The sequence below is a fragment of the Rhodobacteraceae bacterium D3-12 genome (assembly GCA_025916135.1).
Classification (GTDB): domain Bacteria; phylum Pseudomonadota; class Alphaproteobacteria; order Rhodobacterales; family Rhodobacteraceae; genus JAKGBX01.
This window is the reverse complement of sequence record CP104793.1, coordinates 3353300-3372261: the sequence shown is the minus strand read 5'-3', so window position 1 is coordinate 3372261 and position 18962 is coordinate 3353300. Positions and strand designations below refer to the sequence as shown.

Sequence of the window (18962 nt, the reverse complement as noted above, 5' to 3'; positions counted from 1 at the left end):
GTTGGCGCAGTTGGCCCATTTGGACCAGACGCATGACGCTGGCCAGCGCGGATATTACCCACACGCGCGTGCTGAAAATTGCGCTGCCGATCATGTTGGCCAATATCACCGTGCCGCTTTTGGGCGCGGTCGATACGGGCGTGGTCGGCCAATTGCCCGAAGCCGCGCCGATTGCCGCCGTGGGCGTGGGCGCGATTGTTCTATCGGCGATCTACTGGATTTTCGGCTTTCTGCGGATGGGCACGACCGGCTTGACCAGTCAGGCGCTGGGCGCGGGAAACCAAGGCGAGGTGGCGGCGCTTTTCATCCGCTCGCTGATGATTGCGGTGGCCGGAGGGGTCGCGCTGATTGTGCTGCAATACCCAATATTTGTCGGGGCGTTTGCCGTTTCGCCTGCCAGCGCCGAGGTTGAGGGGCTGGCGCGGGATTACATGGTGATCCGCATCTGGTCGGCCCCGGCGGCGATTGCGATTTATGGCCTCACCGGCTGGTTGATCGCGTTGGAGCGCACGCGCGGGGTGTTGCTGCTTCAGCTCTGGATGAACGGGCTGAATGTCGGGTTGGACCTGTGGTTCGTGCTCGGGCTGGGCTGGGGCGTGGAGGGCGTGGCGCTGGCGACATTCATCGCCGAGTGGAGCGGGCTGGTGATTGGTCTGTGGCTGTGTCGCGAGGTGTTCCGGCTGCCTGACTGGCGCAACTGGGCGCGGGTGTTTGACCGCGTGAAGTTGAAACGGATGGCGGTGGTGAACACCGACATCATGATCCGGTCGCTGTTGTTACAGGCGATCTTTGTTTCGTTCCTGTTGCTGGGGGGGCGGTTTGGCGATGTGACGTTGGCCGCGAACCAGGTGTTGCTGCAATTCCTGCATATCGTGGGCTATGCGATGGATGGGTTTGCCTTTGCCGCCGAGACGCTGGTGGGGCAGGCCTTTGGCGCGGGGGCGGTGGCCAAGCTGCGCCGTGGTGCGGTGTTGACCAGCCTGTGGGGCGGGGTGATTGCGCTGGGCTTTGTGCTGGTGTTCTGGCTGTTGGGGCCGTGGATCATTGATGTGATGGCCAAGGCGCCAGAGGTGCGCGCCGAGGCGCGGGTGTATTTGCCATGGATGATCGCGGTGCCGCCGATGTTGCTGGCGCTGGTCATGTTTGACGGCATCTTTATCGGGGCGACACGCACGGCGGATATGCGCAACATGATGCTGGTGACGGCGGTGATTTACGCCGTGGCGGCCTGGGTGTTGATCGCGCCGATGGGCAATCACGGGTTGTGGCTGGCGCTTCATATTTCGTTTCTGGCGCGGGGGCTGTCGTTGGGGTTGCGGTATCCGGCGTTGGAGCGGGCGGCCGCCACGCAGGCGCAGTGACGGGATTTTGCCGAGCCGCATGAGACGGCTTGCCCGGAATCGCCAGAAGGTTCACATTGTAGGCAAAACGGGGCCGGGGAAACGGTCCGGTGAAACGGGCCAGAAAAACGGGCCGGTGAAATGTCAGGAAAGGCAGTGTGATGCAGGTAACGAGACGGTGGGTTTCAGCAGCAGGTGCGGCGACGCTTTTGAGCGGTTGCATGACGGGCGGATTGCCAAGCGGGGGCGGAAGCGGCGGCGCGGCGGCGGTGCGGGTTGATCCCAAGCTGCAACCAACGCCGAACGCGGGCTATGACGCGTGGGTGACGGCCTTCAAGGCGCGGGCACAGAGCGCGGGGATCTCTAGCGGGACGCTGAGCGCAGCCTTTCGCGGGGCGGGATATTTGCCCGGCGTGGTCGAGCGTGATCGCAAGCAGACCGAGTTTACCCGCACGTTGCAGGATTACCTTGCCATTATGGCCTCGGACGAGAAAGTGTCGACCGGGCGCAGCAAGCTGGCGGCGCGGCGCGCGTTGCTGGGCGAGATCGAGAGTCGCTATGGTGTGCCGGCCAATGTGGTGGCCGCAATCTGGGGCGTGGAGAGCCGATATGGCGCGCGGCGCGGGGATATTCCGGTGATCTCGGCAACCTCGACGCTGGCCTATGACGGGCGGCGCGGTGGGTTCTTTGAAAAGCAGCTGATGGCGGCGCTCAGGATCTTGCAAAACGGCGATGTGAGCGCGGCGCGTATGACCGGAAGCTGGGCCGGGGCGATGGGGCATACGCAGTTTATCCCGACCACATTTCAGGCCTATGCCGTGGATTTTCGCGGCGATGGGCGGCGCGACATCTGGTCGGAAGATCCGACTGATGCTTTGGCCTCGGCTGGCGCGTACCTGAGCAAATCGGGCTGGCGGGGCGGGCAGACATGGGGGTGGAAGTGCGCCTTCCGTCGGGATTTAACGCCGGGCTGGCCGGGCGCGGGACGAAGAAATCAGCGGGCGATTGGGCCGCGCTGGGGGTGAAATCCGCAGGGGGCGGGAGCCTGCCCAATCACGGGGCCGGATCGATCCTTATCCCGATGGGGCTGGGTGGGCCTGCGTTCCTCGTCTTTAAGAACTTCAGCGTGATTTTGCGGTATAACAATTCGGAAAACTACGCGCTGGGTGTTGGGCATTTGTCGGACCGTTTGGCCGGGGGCGGGGGCTTGCGCGGGAATTTTCCGCCGGACAAATACGGGCTTAGGATTGCGGATAGAAAACGGCTGCAAGCGCGGCTGACGGCGGCGGGGTATGACACCGGCGGGGCCGATGGGGTGCTGGGCAAAAAGACCGAAGCCGCGATCAGCGCCTATCAGCGGGCCAATGGCCTGCCGGTGACAGGGACACCGTCACAGGATTTGCTGGCACGGTTGGGCTAGGCGCGGATTTTTTCGAAAAATCCGGGGAAAAATCCTTGGAGGATTTTTGGCCGTTTTCCGCGACGGAAAACGCGTTTTAGAGGATGTCGAGCACGGCTTCGGGGGGGCGGCCGATGGCGGCTTTGTCATCTAAGAACACGATCGGGCGTTCGATGAGCTTTGGAGTGCGGGCCATGGCGGCGAAGAGCGTGTCGTCATCGCTTGTGCGGCTTAGCCCCTGGGCTTTGAAATCGGCCTCATTGGTGCGTATCATGTCAACCGGGCGCAGACCGAGCGCGGCGGCTGCGGCGCGCAGTTCGGCGTCTGACGGGGCATCATCAAGATAGCGTCGAATGCTGGGCACGTGGCCGTTTTCTTCAAGCAGTGCGAGGGTTTGGCGTGATTTTGAGCAGCGTGGATTGTGCCAGATTGTAAGGCTCATAGCCAGTCCTTTCGTTTGGTTCCGACCGCCTGTGCCACATTGGAAAAGCCGTCGCGTTCGAGCAGTTCATCAAGGCCGCGGGCGATGTCGGCGGCGAGCGAGAGGCCGTGATAGATCATCGCCGTATAGAGTTGCACCGCCGTCGCCCCGGCGCAGATTTTGGCGTAGGCGTCTTCGGCAGACGAGATGCCGCCGACGCCGACAAGTGGCAGGGTGCCGTCTGTCAGCTCGGACAAGCGCGCCAGAACGCGGGTCGATTTTTCAAACAGCGGCGCGCCGGAGAGCCCGCCCGCCTGCTGGCTATCCGGGCTGGTCAACCCGTCGCGTGAGAGCGTTGTATTGGTCGCAATGATGGCGTCGATTTCGGTGGCGCGGGCGACCTCGGCGATGTCTTCGATTTCGCTGTCGGAAAGATCGGGCGCGATTTTGAGGAACACCGGGATCGGGCGTTTGAGCCAGCTGCGGGTTTCGATCACGCCGGAGAGCAGCGAGCGCAGCGCCTCGGCCCCCTGCAGGTCGCGCAGTTTTTCGGTATTGGGCGAGGAGACATTGACGGTCGCGAAGTCGATATGCGGGCCGCAATGGGCGAGCACGCGGGAGAAATCCTCGGCGCGGTCGCTGCTGTCTTTGTTGGCGCCAAGGTTGAGGCCAAGGATCAGCCCACGGGGGCGTCGGGCGAGGCGGTCAGAGATGGCCTCCATCCCCTCGTTATTGAAGCCGAAGCGGTTGATGGCGGCGCGATCTTGCGACAAGCGAAAGAGGCGGGGGCGCGGATTGCCGGGTTGCGGGCACGGCGTGGCGGCGCCGACCTCGACAAAGCCGAAACCAGCGCGGGCGAGGGGCGCGAGCGCCTCGGCGTTTTTGTCAAACCCGGCGGCGAGGCCGATAGGGTTGGGCAGGGAAAGCGAGGCCAGCGACGTGTGCAAACGCGCCGAGCTGACCACGCCGGGCAGCGGCATCAGCCCGCTGCGCAGCGCCTTGAGTGCGACCCAGTGCCCGCGTTCGGGGTCGAACCGGTGCAGGAGGCCGAGGCCCAGACGCTCTAGCGGTGTCATGTCATCTCCGGTGGAAACATATGGGTGGCCCCATCGAGAGGCAGCGGTTTGGTCCAGAGGATATCCGACAGCCGCAGGGCACGATAGAGATGTGGAAAGAGCGCGCCGCCGCGGGAGGGTTCCCATTTGAGCGCATCCCCGAGCGCATCGCTATCAAGTGCGGCAAGGATCAGGCCGGTTTCGCCAGCAAAGTGTTTGGTAGCCGTTTCAACCGCCTGTTCGGCGGTGGAAAAATGGACGAATCCATCTGCAACATCGACCGGTGCACCGGGGGTTTCGCCATTGTCGGCAAGCTCTTGCCATTCGGATGTGCGGAAAATCTTGTAAATAAGCATGTGTGTTCATTGCAACGCTGCGGCGGCATGGTCAAGCGTGATTGGCTTTGACTCATGCGCGCGTGCGTAGCAGCATGTGCTTGGCTATTTCCAACAAGAGCGAGGATTTAAAGATGATGAAACGTATATTAGGCGGGGCCGCATATGTGGCGTTGAGCATAGGGCTGAGCGCGGGTGCGGCGGTCGCGGATTATTCGCTGCATATTTTGCACATCAATGATCTGCACAGCCGGGTCGAGCCGGTTAATAAATACGACTCGACCTGTAGCGCCGAGGATGATGCCGAGGGGAAATGCTTTGGCGGGGTGGCGCGACTGAAGACGCTATTGGATGCCAAGCGCGCCGAGTTGAGCGATCAGAATGTGATCGTTCTGGATGCGGGTGACCAGTTCCAAGGCAGTCTGATGTACACCACCTATAAGGGTGCGGTCGAAGCCGAGTTCATGCAAGCCATCGGGTTTGATGCGATGGCCGTGGGCAACCACGAATTTGACGACGGGCCGCAGGGGTTGTCCGATTTTCTGGACAGGGTGAGCTTTCCGGTGATTTCCGGCAATCTTGATCTGTCGTCGTCGAACCTTTTGAACGGGCGCGTGGGCAACCATGTGGTGTTGGAGGTTGGCGGTCAGAAGATCGGGATCATTTCGGCGCTTGCAGTGGACACGGTTGATACATCTTCGCCCGGCCCGAATGTGGTGTTTCAGGACGAGATCCAGAGCCTTGCCGCCGATGTTGCGGCGCTTGAGGCGCAAGGGGTGACCAAGATTATCGCGCTGACCCATGTTGGTGTGCACAAGGACATGGAGATTGCCAAGAACGTGCCGGGGCTGGACGCGGTTGTGGGCGGGCATTCGCATACGAAATTCTCCAACACCGAAGCCGGGGCGATGGCCTATCCGACAATGGTGGGGAATGTGCCGGTGGTGCAGGCCTATGCCTATTCCAAGTATCTGGGGCATCTGGTTTTGACCTTTGACGATGCGGGTGTGCTGACCTCGGCCAGCGGCGATACGATCCTGATTGACGCGTCGATCACCCCGGACGCGGCGATTGCCGCGCGGGTGGCCGAGTTGGCCAGCCCGATTGAAGAGTTGAAGAAACGTGTCGTCGCAGAAGCCACCGAGTTGGTGGACGGCGGGCGCGACAGTTGCCGGGCGGGCGAATGCTCGATGGGCAACCTTGTGTCGGATGCGATGCTCGACCGGGTGAAGGCGCAGGGCATTCAGATTGCGATCACCAATGGCGGTGGTTTGCGGGCGTCGATTGACGCGGGCGAGGTCACCATGGGCGAGGTGCTGGCGGTGCTGCCGTTCCAGAACACGCTGTCGACGTTCGAGGCCAAGGGGTCGACCATTCTGGCGGGGCTTGAAAACGGGTTCAGCCAGATCGAGGGGGGCGGAGGCCGGTTCCCGCAGATGGCGGGTATGAAGGTGGTGTTCGATGCCACGGCCGAGCCGGGCGCGCGGGTTGTGTCCGCCGAGGTGATGGAGGGCGACACTTGGGTGCCGCTTGACCCGGAGAAGGTCTATGGCGTGGTCACCAACAACTATGTTCGCAATGGCGGGGACGGCTACAAGATGTTCGGGACCGAGGCGATGAATGTCTATGATTTCGGGCCGGACCTTGCCGATGTGACGGCCGAGTATCTGGCCAAGGTGGGGCCGTATAAGCCGTATCTTGATGGGCGGATCGCGCCGAAGTAGGCCGGTTATATGGCGGCTGTTGTTGCGGGGTCGGTTGACTGGCGCGCTTTGGTTGGTGGCGAGGGGTAGCGCCCGCGCCGCAGTTACAAAGCGGGGGGCCAGCCCCTCGCACCCCCCGGGATATTTCCGGTCAGATGAAGGGGGGCGGGTTTTGATGTGAAGGAGGGTCAGCGGTAGATGTGCGGGCGGTTGGCGATAACGGTGCCGACGGATGCGATGGTGCAGCTGTTTCAGGCGGTGCCGGGGAATGATCTGCCTGATGTGCCGAATTACAACGTCTGCCCGACCACGGATGTTCATGTGCTGCGTTATGATGGGGGCGAGCGGCGCTTGGGGGCGATGCGCTGGGGCTTTTTGCCGTCTTGGTACAAGGCAATGAATGACGGCCCGCTTTTGATTAATGCGCGGGCGGAGACGATTGCCGAGAAGCCGGCGTTTCGCGCGGCGGTGCGCGAGCGGCGCTGTTTGATCCCGGCGTCGGGGTTTTATGAATGGTCCAAGGATGGCGAGGGGCAGCGGTTGCCGTGGTATTTTACCCGCAGTGACGGGGCGCCGCTGGCCTTTGCGGGGATCTGGCAGGATTGGGACAAGGGCGCGGAGCCGGTGCGCGGCTGTGCCATTGTGACCTGTGCTGCGAATAGGGCCATGGGGCAGGTGCATCACCGGATGCCTGTGGTTCTGGAGCCGCAGAATTGGGCCAAGTGGCTGGGCGAGGAGGGCCATGGTGCGGCGCCATTGATGCGACCGGCGGCGGAGGATGTTCTTGAGTTTCACCGGGTTGGGCGCGAGGTGAATTCGAACCGCGCGGCGGGGCCTGCGTTGATTGAGCCGCTGACCGAGTGACCGGCTGACGGCCGGGTGAGCCGCCGAATGTGTGGCGGGTGTTGTGCAAAAAAATACAACTGCGCGCGCTTGGGGTTGAGTGGCGTGAGATAAAGTGCATTATAACGCATAAATGACGATTCTTGCGGGCCGGAGAAGAGGGGCTTGGCGGAGCGTCAGGGCCAGCTTGGGCCCAGCCAGTGTGCTTGGCCTGTGTCCATTTTATTCAAGGGACAGGCGGGGTGCAGAGCGACATGAAGCGTTTCGCGTGGTCCGCGCACAGCCCATTGGCAGGGAGCGAGCGGCGCGTTTTAGGGAGGGGAGACCCATGCAAAACAATGAGAATGCGGTTGTTTATTTCGTAGATCGGCATCTGGAGGAGGGGCGCGGCGAGAAGGTGGCGTTTCGCGAGGCGGATGGCGACAAGCGGGTGTTGACCTATGGCGGTTTGGCCGAGGAGGCGGGGCGCTTTGCCGGGGCGCTTTACCGTCACGGGGTGCGGCGCGAGGAGCGCGTCGCCATGATCGTGCGCGACCAGATCGAGTTTCCGGTGGTGTTTTGGGGGGCGATGAAGGCCGGGGCCATTCCGGTGCCATTAAACACGCTGCTGTCATCGACCGTTTATGAAGCGATTTTGAACGACAGTCGGGCCAGCATTCTGGTGGTGTCAGAGCAGCTTTGGGATGTGGTGAAGCCTGCGATTGACGGAAACCGCTATTTGCGCGCCGTTGTGGTGATTGGCGCGGCGGCAGAGGGCACCGAAAGCTATAGCGCGTTTGTCGAAGGCGCGCCGGTGGAGGACACGGTAGAGGCGCATGGCGATGAATTGGCGTTTTGGCTCTATTCATCGGGATCGACCGGCACGCCCAAAGGGGTGCGGCATGTGCATTCCTCGCTCAAGGCGACATCGGACACATTCGGGCAAAAGGTGCTGGGTGTGACAGAGGAGGATGTGGTGCACTCGGTGGCCAAGTTCTTTTTCGCCTATGGGCTGGGCAATGCGATGAGCTTTCCCATGGCGGTGGGCGCAACGACGGTGATTTATGGCGGGCGGCCAACGCCCGACAGTGTTTTCGCCCTTATGGCCGAAGAACGCCCGACGATCTTTTGCGGGGTGCCAACGCTTTATGCCGCCTTGGTGGCGGAGCAGGAGAAGCGGGGCGGTAAGCCCGACCATGCGATCCGCATCTGCACCTCGGCGGGGAGGCGCTGCCGAGGGATGTCGGGGAGCGGTGGGAAAAGCTCTGGGGGGCGGAGATCGTTGACGGCGTCGGCTCGACCGAGATGCTGCATATCTTCCTGAGCAACCGGCCCGGAGAGATCGTTTACGGCACGTCCGGCGTGGCGGTGCCGGGATACGAGGTGCGGCTGGTCGACGAGCATGACGAGCCGGTGGCGGATGGCGACGTGGGAGAGTTGCTTGTCCGGGGGCCATCAAGCGCGGAGGGCTATTGGAACCGGCGGCACAAATCGCAGAGCACCTTTGAGGGCCATTGGACCCGCACGGGTGACAAATATGAGCGCGATGCAGGTGGGCGTTATGTATACTGCGGGCGCACGGATGACATGTTCAAGGTCTCGGGCATTTGGGTGTCGCCGTTCGAAGTGGAGCAGGCGTTGATCGAGGTGCCGGGGGTTTTGGAGGCCGCGGTCGTGTCGCGCAATGACGAGAAAGGCTTGGCCAAGCCGGCGGCGTTTCTTGTGCTGAAGGACGGGGCCGAGGAGCCCGACCCCGAGGCGATCAAGACCTTCGTCAAGGACAAGATCGGCATGTGGAAATACCCCCGTTGGGTCGAGATCGTTGACGAGTTGCCAAAGACCGCGACGGGCAAGATCCAGCGGTTCCGGTTGAGAGCCGGCGAATGATTGATTGGTCCGCCGGGTCCGGGCATTTGACGGCGGGCGACAAGCGGCTGGAATGGGCCAGCTTTGGGCCGGAGCCGGGGCGCGGTTTCAAGCGTCCGGTGATCGTGTTGCTGCACGAAGGCTTGGGCTGTGTGGCACTGTGGCGGGAGTTTCCGCAGGCGTTGAGCGCAGCGACGGGCGCACCGGTGTTTGCCTATTCGCGGGCCGGATACGGGCAATCGGACGCTTGCGAGTTGCCAAGGCCGCTGGATTACATGACGCGCGAGGCGGTGACGGTATTGCCCGACGTTCTGGCGGCGCTGGGGGCGGATCGGGTCGTGCTGATGGGGCATTCGGACGGCGCGACGATCGCGGCGGAATATGCCGGGCGCACCGAGGATGCGCGGCTGCGGGGCGTGGTGTTGATGGCGCCGCATTTCTTTACCGAAGCGCCGGGGCTGGCAGAGATTGCACAGGCGCGCGCGGCGTTCGAGGGGACGGATTTGCGCGAAAAGCTGGCGCGTTATCACGCCGATGTGGAGGCCGCGTTTGTGGGGTGGAACGGGGCGTGGCTGGATCCCGGGTTTCAGGCGTGGAACGTGGCGGGGGCGCTGGACGGGATCAGCGTTCCGGTTTTGGCGATCCAGGGGCGCGAGGACCAATACGGGACGTTGGCACAGGTTCAGGAGGTGGCCAAGCGGCTGCCGGAGTTGGCCGAGGTCGTGGTTTTGGAGGCGTGCCGCCATGCGCCGCAGTTCGATCAGCCGGAGGCGGTTTTGGAGGCTGTTGCCGGGTTCGTTGGTGGGCTGTAGCGGGGGAATCGGTGGGTTCATCTATTGTGCAGTATAATGCATAAAGTGAATTGATCCAGCCTGATATTGCGTTAGGACATTGATATTAATGCATAAATATCAAGGGCAATAATCCAGAGAGCCTGTCTTTACGGAGGTCAATAAGTGAATTATAGTGCAAGTAACAATACGGAAACGCGATCAAGGGGGCCACGGCCATGACCAAGGTAATCGATTTTCAAACCGACCCGTCCCGCTATCGCCACTGGAAGGTGGACGTGCAGGGCGACATCGCAACGCTGACCATGGATGTGGATGAGGATGGCGGGCTGTTTGACGGCTATAAGCTCAAGCTCAACTCCTATGATCTGGGTGTCGACATTGAGTTGAACGACGTTGTCCAGCGGATGCGGTTCGAGCATCCAGAGGTCAAGGTTGTCATCATGCAGTCGGGCAAGGACCGGGTGTTTTGCGCCGGGGCGAATATCCGGATGCTGGGCGGGGCGACGCATCAGCATAAGGTGAATTTCTGTAAGTTCACCAACGAGACGCGCAACACCTATGAGGCGGCAGAGGCCGACAGCGGGCAGAAGTATATTGCCGCGGTCAAAGGCTCCTGTGCCGGGGGTGGCTATGAGCTGGCGCTGGCGTGCAATTACATCATGCTGACCGATGACAGTTCGAGCGCTGTTGCGCTTCCCGAGGTGCCGCTTTTGGCGGTGTTGCCGGGGACGGGCGGGCTGACCCGTGTGACCGACAAGCGCATGGTGCGCCGCGACCGGGCCGATGTGTTCTGTGCCATGGAAGAGGGTGTGCGCGGCAAGCGGGCCAAGGACTGGCGGCTGGTTGACGAGGTGGTCGCGAATTCGAAATTCGACGACACGGTGTTGCAGCGGGCCAAAGAGTTTGCCGCAGCGTCGCAAGGGCCGAGCGCCGAGGCGGGCATCACCTTGGGGCCGCTCAAGCGTGAGTTCGGCGAGGACGGGTCGGTGCGCTACTCTCTGGTAGAGGTGACTGTGGATCGCGCGGCGGGTGCGGTCGAGGTGATGCTGCATGGGCCGGAAGGCGCGGCGCCCGCGTCGATGGACGCGCTTTTGGCCGAGGGCGATCAGGCCTATTTGCTGCGCCTTGCACGCGAGTTGGACGATGCGATCCTGCATTTGCGGGCGAACGAGCCGGAGTTGGGGGTTCTGACCTTCCGCAGTCAGGGCGACCCGGAGGCGGTGCTGGCGCATGAGGCGTTGCTTTTGGCGAACAAGGATCACTGGCTGGCGAATGAAACGCTGGCGTTCTGGAAGCGGGTGTTGAAGCGGGTCGATGTGACCTCGCGCAGCCTTGTTGCGCTGGTCGAGCACGGGTCGTGCTTTGCCGGGGTTCTGGCCGAGCTGCTGTTTGCCGTTGATCGCAGCTATATGATGGAGGACGAGTTCGAGGGCGATAATCGCCCGGTCGCGACCATCACGCTGAGCGAGTCGAATTTCGGGCAATACCCGATGGGCAATGATTTGAGCCGGTTGGACACGCGGTTCTTGGGCGAGCCGGAGACGGTGGAAGCCGCGAAGGGCCGGATTGGCGAGGCTTTGGAGGCGGAGGAGGCCGATGAGCTGGGCCTTGTGACCTATATCCTTGATGACATCGATTGGGAGGACGAGGTCCGTATCTTCATGGAGGAGCGCGCGAGCTTTAGCCCCGATGCGATGACCGGAATGGAGGCGAACCTGCGGTTTGCCGGGCCGGAGACGATGGAAACGCGGATCTTCGGGCGCCTGACCGCCTGGCAGAACTGGATCTTCCAGCGCCCGAATGCCGTGGGGCCGGAGGGCGCGTTGCAGCGCTATGGCACCGGCGTCAAGGGCAGCTATGACATGAACCGAGTGTGAGAAAAGCAACGGTGGGTTTGCGCCCGCCCAATGACGACCAAGGCCGGTGACAAGCGGCAAGGAGGAATGACATGCTAGACCTGATCAATGTGAGTTACGACACGCAAATCCCCAACAACGTGGGCCTGTCCAACGACAAGCGCGTGTTGAAGGCGCTGGAGAAGTGGCACCCCGGTTACATCAACTGGTGGAGCGACCTGATCCCGCAGAATTTCCAGCAATCGCTGGTGTATCTGCGCACCGCTGTGAGCGTGGACCCCAAGGGCTGGGCCAAGTTTGACTACGTCAAGATGCCGGAATACCGCTGGGGCGTATTGCTTGCGCCGCAGGTTGAGGACCGCCGCATTCCATGTGGCGAGCAGGCCGGTGAGCCCGCGTGGCAGGAGGTGCCGGGCGAGCATCGCAACATGCTGAAACGCCTGATCGTGATTCAGGGCGATACCGAGCCTGCGAGTGTTGAGCAGCAGAAGTCTCTCGCTCTGACGGCGCCATCGCTTTATGACATGCGCAACCTGTTTCAGGTGAACGTGGAAGAGGGCCGCCACCTTTGGGCGATGGTCTATCTGCTGCACAAGTATTTCGGCCGCGACGGGCGCGAAGAGGCGGATGATCTGTTGCTGCGTCAATCGGGCAGCGAAGAAGCGCCGCGGATGTTGGGCGCGTTTAACGAAGAGACGCCGGATTGGCTGTCGTTCTTCATGTTCACCTATTTCACCGACCGCGACGGCAAGATGCAGCTGGAGAGCCTTGCGCAATCCGGGTTTGACCCGCTGAGCCGGACCTGCCGCTTTATGCTGACCGAGGAAGCGCACCACATGTTTGTGGGCGAAACCGGGGTTGGGCGCACGATCCAGCGGACCTGTGACGTGATGCGCGAGAACGGCATCGAAGACCCGTATGACGTGGAAAAAATCCGCGCGCTGGGAGTGATTGACCTGCCGCTGATCCAGAAGAAGTTGAACCTGCACTATACGCTGTCGCTGGACCTGTTTGGTCAGGAAGTGTCGACCAACGCGGCCAATGCGTTCAACGCCGGGGTCAAGGGGCGCTATCAGGAGCACCGGATTGACGACGATCACAAGCTGACCGATGACACCTATCGCGTGTGGGATATTGTCGATGGCAAGATCGTGCAGCATGATGTGCCTGCATTGACCGCAATCAACATGCGCCTTCGCGATGATTACACCAAGGACGCCGCCGGTGGCGTGGGTCGTTGGAACAAGATCATCGAGAAATCGGGTATCCAGTTCGAGCTGAAGCTGCCGCATGAGGCGTTCAACCGCAAGATCGGTGTCTTTGCCGACAAGATGATCGACCCAGAGGGCAATTTCATCTCGGGCGAGGCCTATGACAAGGGCGCGGTCGAGTGGCTGCCCAGCCATGCCGATGGTGATTACATCCAGTCGCTGATGACGCCGGTTTACGAGCCGGGCAAATACGCCACGTGGATTTCGCCGCCCAAGGTGGGGATCGACAACAAGCCGGGTGACTTTGAGTACGTCAAGCTCGCCATGGCATGAGTGATCGGCCGGGGCGGTGTTCTTTAAGCGGGACCGCCCCGCGCCAACCAGATGCACGCCAGAACGCATTCACCATGTCGTCACAGGGAGAGAAGCAATGGGACTGACCATCACGAGACGCCGCGCACAAACAGACCGGGTTGAAGCGGTTGCCAGCAAGGTGGCGGGTTTGGGCACGCCGTGTATCGGGTGCAGTGATTGCCGGGGGCTGTGTCAGGCCCTGATCGAAGTCATGGTGGTGCCGGAGGTCGTATTGGGCGAAACTGCTGCAGGAGAGTGATTGCACGCGGTGTGATTGCGGGTAAAAACCGCCCGGCCCGGACTTGGCCGGGGAGGGCAGCGAAAACGAAGGTGGGATAGCCATGAACAAGCCATTGAAACAGCACCTGATCGACCCGGAAATCTGTATCCGTTGTTACACCTGCGAGATGACCTGTCCGATCGAGGCGATCACCCATGACGACGACAATGTCGTGGTGGATGCCGAGAAGTGCAATTTCTGTATGGATTGCATTCCGGTTTGCCCGACCGGGTCGATTGATGAATGGCGCGTTGTGGCCAAGCCTTATTCGCTGGAAGAGCAATTCAGTTGGGAAGAACTGCCCGAGCAAGAAGAGCTCGACGGGGGTGGTGATGCCGACATGGAGGCGATGGACGAGGCCATGGCCAAGCTGTTGGCCGAAGCCCATGAGGGGGCGGGCGGCAAGGCGCATGCGCCTGCGACGGCCTCGAAGCCGACGGTGAACCTTTATAACCTTGGCAAGCCAGCGGTGGCGAAGGTTCAGGGCAATTACCGGCTGACGGCTGATGGGGCGGATGGCGACGTGCGCCACATTATTCTGGATTTCGCAGGCCAGCCGATGCCGGTTCTGGAAGGGCAGAGCATCGGGATCATTCCGCCGGGTGTGGATGAGGCCGGCAACCCGCATCTGCCGCGGCTTTATTCGATTTCCAGCCCGCGTGACGGCGAGCGGCCGGGGTATAACAACCTGTCGCTGACCGTGAAGCGCGAGGACAAGGGGCTGTGTTCGAACTATGTCTGTGATCTGCAGAAGGGCGACGAGGTGCAGGTGACCGGCCCGTTCGGGGCGACGTTCCTGATGCCCAATGACGCGGATGCGCGGATATTGATGGTGTGCACCGGCACAGGCTCGGCGCCGTTTCGGGCGTTTACCATGCATCGCACCCGGATGAGCGGCACAGAAGGCGGCGATATGGTGCTGTTTTTTGGCGCACGCACGCCCGAGAGCCTGCCTTATTTCGGGCCATTGGGGAAAGTGCCCGACAGCATTCTGAAGAAACATATGGTGTTCAGTCGCCTTCCCGATCAGGACAAGGAATATGTTCAGGACCGGATGATGGTGGAAGAGGACGCGGTCGCAGATTTGCTCGCCGATCCGAAAACACACATATATATCTGTGGCTTGCGCGGTATGGAGGTGGGCGTGGATCATGCGTTTTCCAACATCGCAGAGAGCGCCGGTCTGTCATGGAATGCCACGCGGGACGCGATGCGCGAAGAGGGGCGCTATCACGTCGAGACCTACTGACGTGGCGCGCTTGGCGCATGGATCGGGCAAAAGCGTTTGAACTGTCGGTGAAATCAGATACCTTGTGCGATATAATTCACAAGTTGCGACCCCTATGAGCGAGATCACAAATTTTGACGGCTTAGTCACCTCAAGCGGGCCTGCGCAGGGGGCGGATGAGGCTGTTGAGTTGCTTCTGTCGCGGGTGGGAGAGCGTGTGCGCAAGGCGCGCGAGATGAAGGGGTTGCCACGGCGGATTGTGTCGGAGACTTCGGGCGTGTCGATGCGGTATCTGGCGCAGTTGGAGGCGGGCGAGGGCAATATCTCGATCGGGTTATTGCAGCGCGTGGCACATGCGTTGGACACGCGGGTTGAGTGGCTGTTGGGCGAGGAAGATCCGTGGACCTCGGAGGCGCTCAGGATTGCCGAGATGTTTCGCGGGTCGACCGAAGACATCAAGACGCGCGTGCGCGAGATTTTGTTGCCGGAAACGAACGAGCATCAGCGGGCGAACCGGGTTTGTTTGGTTGGGCTGCGCGGGGCTGGGAAATCCTCGCTCGGGGCGCGGGTGGGGCAGGCATTGGGCGTGCCGTTTGTGGAGTTGAACAGCGAGATCGAGGCGCATTCCGGGATGCCGGTGACCGAGCTTATGGCGCTCTATGGTCAGGAGGGGTATCGCACGCTGGAAGCGCAGGCGGTGGACCGGATCATTGCGACCCATTCCAATATTATCCTGGCCGTGGCGGGCGGAATCGTGGCGGAGCCATCGACGTATAACGCCGTGCGCAGCCAGTTCCACACCATCTGGATCAAGGCCAGCCCGGAAGAGCATATGGCGCGGGTCCGCTCGCAAGGGGATATGCGCCCGATGAAGGGCAACCCGGAAGCGATGGAGCAATTGCGCACCATTCTAAAGAGCCGCGAGGGGCTGTATCGGCGCGCGCATGCAGCACTTGATACGTCGGGCAAAACGCTGGAGCAATCGGCGCAGGAGTTGATTGCGTTGTTGGCGGCCGAAGGGTTTTTGACCGGGGCGTAAGGCGTGGCCGGCCCGTCATTGCGTATGGCGGCGGGGCGCGATGGCTGCCCAATATTCAAGCGACTCAATATGTGATGGTGGCCGGGTTTGACCGGTTTGACCGCCTGTGCAGGGCGCGCAAGTCTTTGCCCGTGTTTGAGGATTTCCAGATTTGTTCAGGTGATGTGCGTTAATCTTACAAAAATAGTAAGATTGACAATGCCGACAGAAAAAGTAAGAAAAAGGCGATAAGCCACTCTGTCGGACTCACGACGGGGAAGCCATGGGACAAACCGAGGAGCGTGCAGATGTTGTTTATGCACCGTGGCCGGGACGATCAGACACAAGACAAGGCGGCACATGTCGTTGCACGCGACGAGTTGGCGGCCTGTCTTTTGGAACGCGATCAATCCGATGCCGGGGGCCTCACGCTTGAATGGCTGATCGACCGAGACACGGTTGAAGAAAGATTGATGTGATGAATGATTCCCGACCGATGGGGCAGCACCCGGATACGCAGACCGACACGCCTTGCCATGATGTTCAGGACCTGATGCAGGGGGCGGATCGCCTTTATTCAGAACGATGGGCAGACTTACACGTTGCGGATTACCCGCGCGGGCAAGCTGATCCTGACCAAGTGACGATGCAGTCGCACATACGCGGCGGCGCGCCGGTCGGCTTGCTGGCCGAGTTGGGGCCGGTCGAGGCCTATGCGGTGCAGTGCCTGCGCTATTGGTACAGCGGGCCGCAGGAGCGCAACCGGGTGAGCGCCGAGCTGCAGGATTTCCTTGGGGCGGACCTTGGCCAACAAGCGGTCGAGGCGTTGCAGCAGATTTGCGAGCTTTGCGCGCGCCATGGGCGGCGCCCGTTGATGCGCCATCAGATTGCCTGCAAGTGCCTTGGCGCGGACGAGGCGTGTTTTGCCAATTTCATCGCCGCCGCCGCCGAGGGCGCGCGTGAAGATGCGATGTTGTTGGCCAGCCTGATTGTGCGCCCGGATTTTGCGTCCAGCCTTGCCGGGTTGGCGCAGCAATTGGGCATTGCCCTACGTCAGATAGCCACGCGTTCCGAACCGGAAACGGTTTCGCCACAGACGACACGACATACACTTCACTAAAGGAACCACCATGAAACGATCTATTCTACTCGCCACCACTGCGATGCTGGCATTTTCCACCCCGCTTTGGGCCGTTGAAAAGGCCGAGGTGATCGACACCTATGCCGACATCGCCGAGGCGAGCTATGCCGACAGCCTTGCCACCGCAAAGAAGCTTGAAGCGGCGGTTGATACGCTGATCGCATCGCCATCAGCCGAGGCGCTTCAGGCGGCGCGCGCGGCGTGGATTGCGGCGCGGGTGCCGTATCAACAAACCGAGGTGTTCCGGTTCGGCAACGCGATTGTTGACGACTGGGAAGGCAAGGTGAACGCATGGCCGCTGGACGAGGGTTTGATCGACTACGTCAGCGCCGACTATGGCGGGCCGAGCGACGAGAACGCCTTTGCCGCGCTGAACGTGATTGCGACGGCGAAATTCACCTTGTCGGGCAAGGAAATTGACGCGACGAACATCACGCCCAAGCTTTTGGCAGAAACGCTGCATGAGGTGGACGGGATCGAGGCGAATGTCGCGACCGGCTATCACGCGATCGAGTTTCTGCTTTGGGGTCAGGGCCCGAACGGGCATGGCGCAGGCGCGGGCAACCGTCCATGGACCGATTATGCAGCGGGTGACGATTGCACCGGCGGCAATTGTGACCGGCGGGCGGCCTATCTTAAAGCGGCCAGCGCATTGCTGGTGTCGGACCTTGAGTGGATGGCGGCGCAATGGGTTGACGGCGGTGCCGGGCGCAAGGCGTTGATGGAAAACGAAATGGCCGGTATTTCGGCGATGCTGACCGGGATGGGGTCGCTGTCTTATGGCGAGCAAGCCGGTGAGCGGATGCGTCTTGGGCTTATGCTGAACGACCCGGAAGAGGAGCATGATTGCTTTTCGGACAACACCCATAACAGCCACTATTACGATGGGCTTGGCGTGCAGAACGTCTATCTCGGGCAATATGTCCGGGTTGATGGCACGGTGATTTCGGGTCCGTCGCTTTCGGATCTGGTGGCCGCGGCGGATGCGGGGCTTGATGCCGAGATGAAAGCCAAGCTGGCCACGACGATGCGCGGACTTGGCGGGATCAAGACCGCAGCGGAAGGCGGTTTTGCCTATGATCAGATGCTGGAGCGCGGCAACGCGGGCGGCGAAGCGATCATCATGGCCGGCGTAAACGGGTTGATCGACCAGACCAAAACCATCGAGCGGATCGTGGTGAAGCTGGGCATTGATCAGATCGCGTTTGAAGGCTCTGACAGTCTCGACAATCCGTCGGCTGTCTTTGAATAAGCACACCGAACGGGGGTGTGGCCGCTGATACTGCATCGGCTATTGAGTGCCGTAATGTCATATCATACCAGAAGCGACCGCACCCGCGGACCAATATCATGAAATGGGGACCATCAAATGAAACTACACTATCTTTTGGCGAGCGTTGCGACGCTTGCCCTTCCGGCGGCTGTGTCGGCGGCGGAGCTGTCGTATTCGGGCGAAGCATCTGTCAACGTGGCAGTCACATCGGGCGGCACGACCGAGACCACTGCGGATGTCATTGTTGAGCTGTCTTATGGCGGCGCCTTTGTGGGTGCAGAGCTTGAAACGCTCTACAAGCACCCGGCGGATGATGCGGAGATCACACTGTCGCTTGGCTACAGCTTTGAGCTTGGCAACGATATGGCGCTGACGGCCTATTACTCGCGTATTTACCTCGACAAGAGCGGGTTCACTTCGGATGAGGTCGGGCTGGCGCTTGATTTCCCGATTTCGGGCAATATCGGGGCCACATTGGAAGTGGTTCAGGGCCCTTACGGCCAAATCCACCGACATCAGCCTTGGCGCGGAATTCGGTCTTGGCGACAAATTCACCGGCAGCGTTCTTGCCGGGCACGACGGCACCGATGTTTACGGCGAGCTGGGCGTGTCTTATGGGCTGAGTGAGACTGTTTCGGCAGGAATTTTGATCGAAGTTGCAGAGAGCGCGAAGCCTGTGTTCAACTTTGGCATCACGGTCGGGTTCGGCGCGTAAGCGTTATGCGGTAAGCCGTTGCCGGGATTTGTGATTTTACGCCCGACATGGCAGCCAGTAATATAACCCCGCGCGGACGTGTTTTCGGGCGGGGTTGCAGAAGGGAAGTCCCCAACCCCGGGGTGGAAACGCGCGAAAAACCGGGACTTAG

At 61.3% G+C, this 18962-nt stretch carries 18 protein-coding genes and 2 pseudogenes; 17 read left to right on the top strand and 3 right to left on the bottom strand.

Annotation, left to right across the window (positions count from 1 at the left end; translation table 11 throughout):
• The first annotated feature begins 32 nt into the window (after positions 1 to 32).
• Positions 33 to 1361 carry an MATE family efflux transporter gene (locus N4R57_16690; protein UYV36618.1) on the top strand — a complete coding sequence of 443 codons (1329 nt, stop codon included), beginning with the start codon at positions 33 to 35 and terminating at the stop codon, positions 1359 to 1361.
• A gap of 140 nt (positions 1362 to 1501) precedes the next feature.
• Positions 1502 to 2760: pseudogene (locus N4R57_16685) on the top strand (lytic murein transglycosylase).
• A gap of 76 nt (positions 2761 to 2836) precedes the next feature.
• Here the strand turns inward: N4R57_16685 and arsC are convergent.
• The 3 genes from arsC to N4R57_16670 are packed head-to-tail and all read right to left on the bottom strand — an operon-like array spanning position 2837 to position 4571.
• Positions 2837 to 3181, bottom strand: coding sequence for an arsenate reductase (glutaredoxin) (gene arsC, locus N4R57_16680; protein UYV36617.1), 345 nt, complete (start codon positions 3179 to 3181; stop codon positions 2837 to 2839).
• Entirely contained in the window at positions 3178 to 4236 is a 1059-nt protein-coding gene (locus N4R57_16675; GenBank protein ID UYV36616.1) for a quinone-dependent dihydroorotate dehydrogenase, read from the bottom strand. Before N4R57_16675 ends, arsC begins: the two co-directional genes overlap by 4 nt.
• Positions 4233 to 4571 carry a DUF952 domain-containing protein gene (locus N4R57_16670; protein UYV36615.1) on the bottom strand — a complete coding sequence of 113 codons (339 nt, stop codon included), beginning with the start codon at positions 4569 to 4571 and terminating at the stop codon, positions 4233 to 4235. Before N4R57_16670 ends, N4R57_16675 begins: the two co-directional genes overlap by 4 nt.
• Before the next feature lie 113 nt (positions 4572 to 4684).
• Between N4R57_16670 and N4R57_16665 the strand changes: the two genes are divergently transcribed.
• From N4R57_16665 to N4R57_16595, 15 genes and pseudogenes are all read left to right on the top strand, one after another.
• Positions 4685 to 6274, top strand: a complete 1590-nt coding sequence (locus N4R57_16665) for a 5'-nucleotidase C-terminal domain-containing protein (protein ID UYV36614.1) — start codon at positions 4685 to 4687, stop codon at positions 6272 to 6274.
• A gap of 177 nt (positions 6275 to 6451) precedes the next feature.
• Positions 6452 to 7117, top strand: a complete 666-nt coding sequence (locus N4R57_16660) for an SOS response-associated peptidase (protein UYV36613.1) — start codon at positions 6452 to 6454, stop codon at positions 7115 to 7117.
• 307 nt (positions 7118 to 7424) lie between these two features.
• Positions 7425 to 8399: an AMP-binding protein gene (locus N4R57_16655; protein ID UYV36612.1), complete on the top strand. Its 975-nt coding sequence runs from the start codon at positions 7425 to 7427 to the stop codon at positions 8397 to 8399.
• On the top strand, positions 8306 to 8962 hold the full coding sequence (locus N4R57_16650) for an AMP-binding protein (GenBank protein UYV39601.1): 657 nt from the start codon (positions 8306 to 8308) through the stop codon (positions 8960 to 8962). Before N4R57_16655 ends, N4R57_16650 begins: the two co-directional genes overlap by 94 nt.
• Positions 8959 to 9753, top strand: a complete 795-nt coding sequence (locus N4R57_16645; protein UYV36611.1) for an alpha/beta hydrolase — start codon at positions 8959 to 8961, stop codon at positions 9751 to 9753. Before N4R57_16650 ends, N4R57_16645 begins: the two co-directional genes overlap by 4 nt.
• A 197-nt stretch (positions 9754 to 9950) precedes the next feature.
• Positions 9951 to 11612 carry a 2,3-epoxybenzoyl-CoA dihydrolase gene (gene boxC / locus N4R57_16640; protein ID UYV36610.1) on the top strand — a complete coding sequence of 554 codons (1662 nt, stop codon included), beginning with the start codon at positions 9951 to 9953 and terminating at the stop codon, positions 11610 to 11612.
• Positions 11613 to 11683: 71 nt separating this feature from the next.
• A complete protein-coding gene (gene boxB, locus N4R57_16635; protein UYV36609.1) occupies positions 11684 to 13135 on the top strand; it encodes a benzoyl-CoA 2,3-epoxidase subunit BoxB in 1452 nt (483 codons plus the stop codon).
• A gap of 97 nt (positions 13136 to 13232) precedes the next feature.
• A complete protein-coding gene (locus N4R57_16630; GenBank protein ID UYV36608.1) occupies positions 13233 to 13415 on the top strand; it encodes a hypothetical protein in 183 nt (60 codons plus the stop codon).
• A gap of 82 nt (positions 13416 to 13497) precedes the next feature.
• Positions 13498 to 14685 (top strand): benzoyl-CoA 2,3-epoxidase subunit BoxA, encoded by a 1188-nt coding sequence (boxA, locus tag N4R57_16625; protein UYV36607.1) that lies wholly within the window; start codon positions 13498 to 13500, stop codon positions 14683 to 14685.
• A 94-nt stretch (positions 14686 to 14779) separates the two neighbouring features.
• A complete protein-coding gene (locus N4R57_16620) occupies positions 14780 to 15703 on the top strand; it encodes a helix-turn-helix transcriptional regulator (protein ID UYV36606.1) in 924 nt (307 codons plus the stop codon).
• Positions 15704 to 15990: 287 nt separating this feature from the next.
• Positions 15991 to 16161 (top strand): hypothetical protein, encoded by a 171-nt coding sequence (locus N4R57_16615; protein ID UYV36605.1) that lies wholly within the window; start codon positions 15991 to 15993, stop codon positions 16159 to 16161.
• 74 nt (positions 16162 to 16235) lie between these two features.
• Positions 16236 to 16286: pseudogene (locus tag N4R57_16610) on the top strand (hypothetical protein).
• 42 nt (positions 16287 to 16328) lie between these two features.
• Positions 16329 to 16802 (top strand): hypothetical protein, encoded by a 474-nt coding sequence (locus tag N4R57_16605; protein ID UYV39600.1) that lies wholly within the window; start codon positions 16329 to 16331, stop codon positions 16800 to 16802.
• A gap of 10 nt (positions 16803 to 16812) precedes the next feature.
• Positions 16813 to 18075 (top strand): peptidase, encoded by a 1263-nt coding sequence (locus N4R57_16600; protein ID UYV36604.1) that lies wholly within the window; start codon positions 16813 to 16815, stop codon positions 18073 to 18075.
• A 117-nt stretch (positions 18076 to 18192) separates the two neighbouring features.
• Positions 18193 to 18723, top strand: coding sequence for a hypothetical protein (locus tag N4R57_16595; GenBank protein ID UYV36603.1), 531 nt, complete (start codon positions 18193 to 18195; stop codon positions 18721 to 18723).
• The last annotated feature ends 239 nt before the right edge of the window (positions 18724 to 18962 follow it).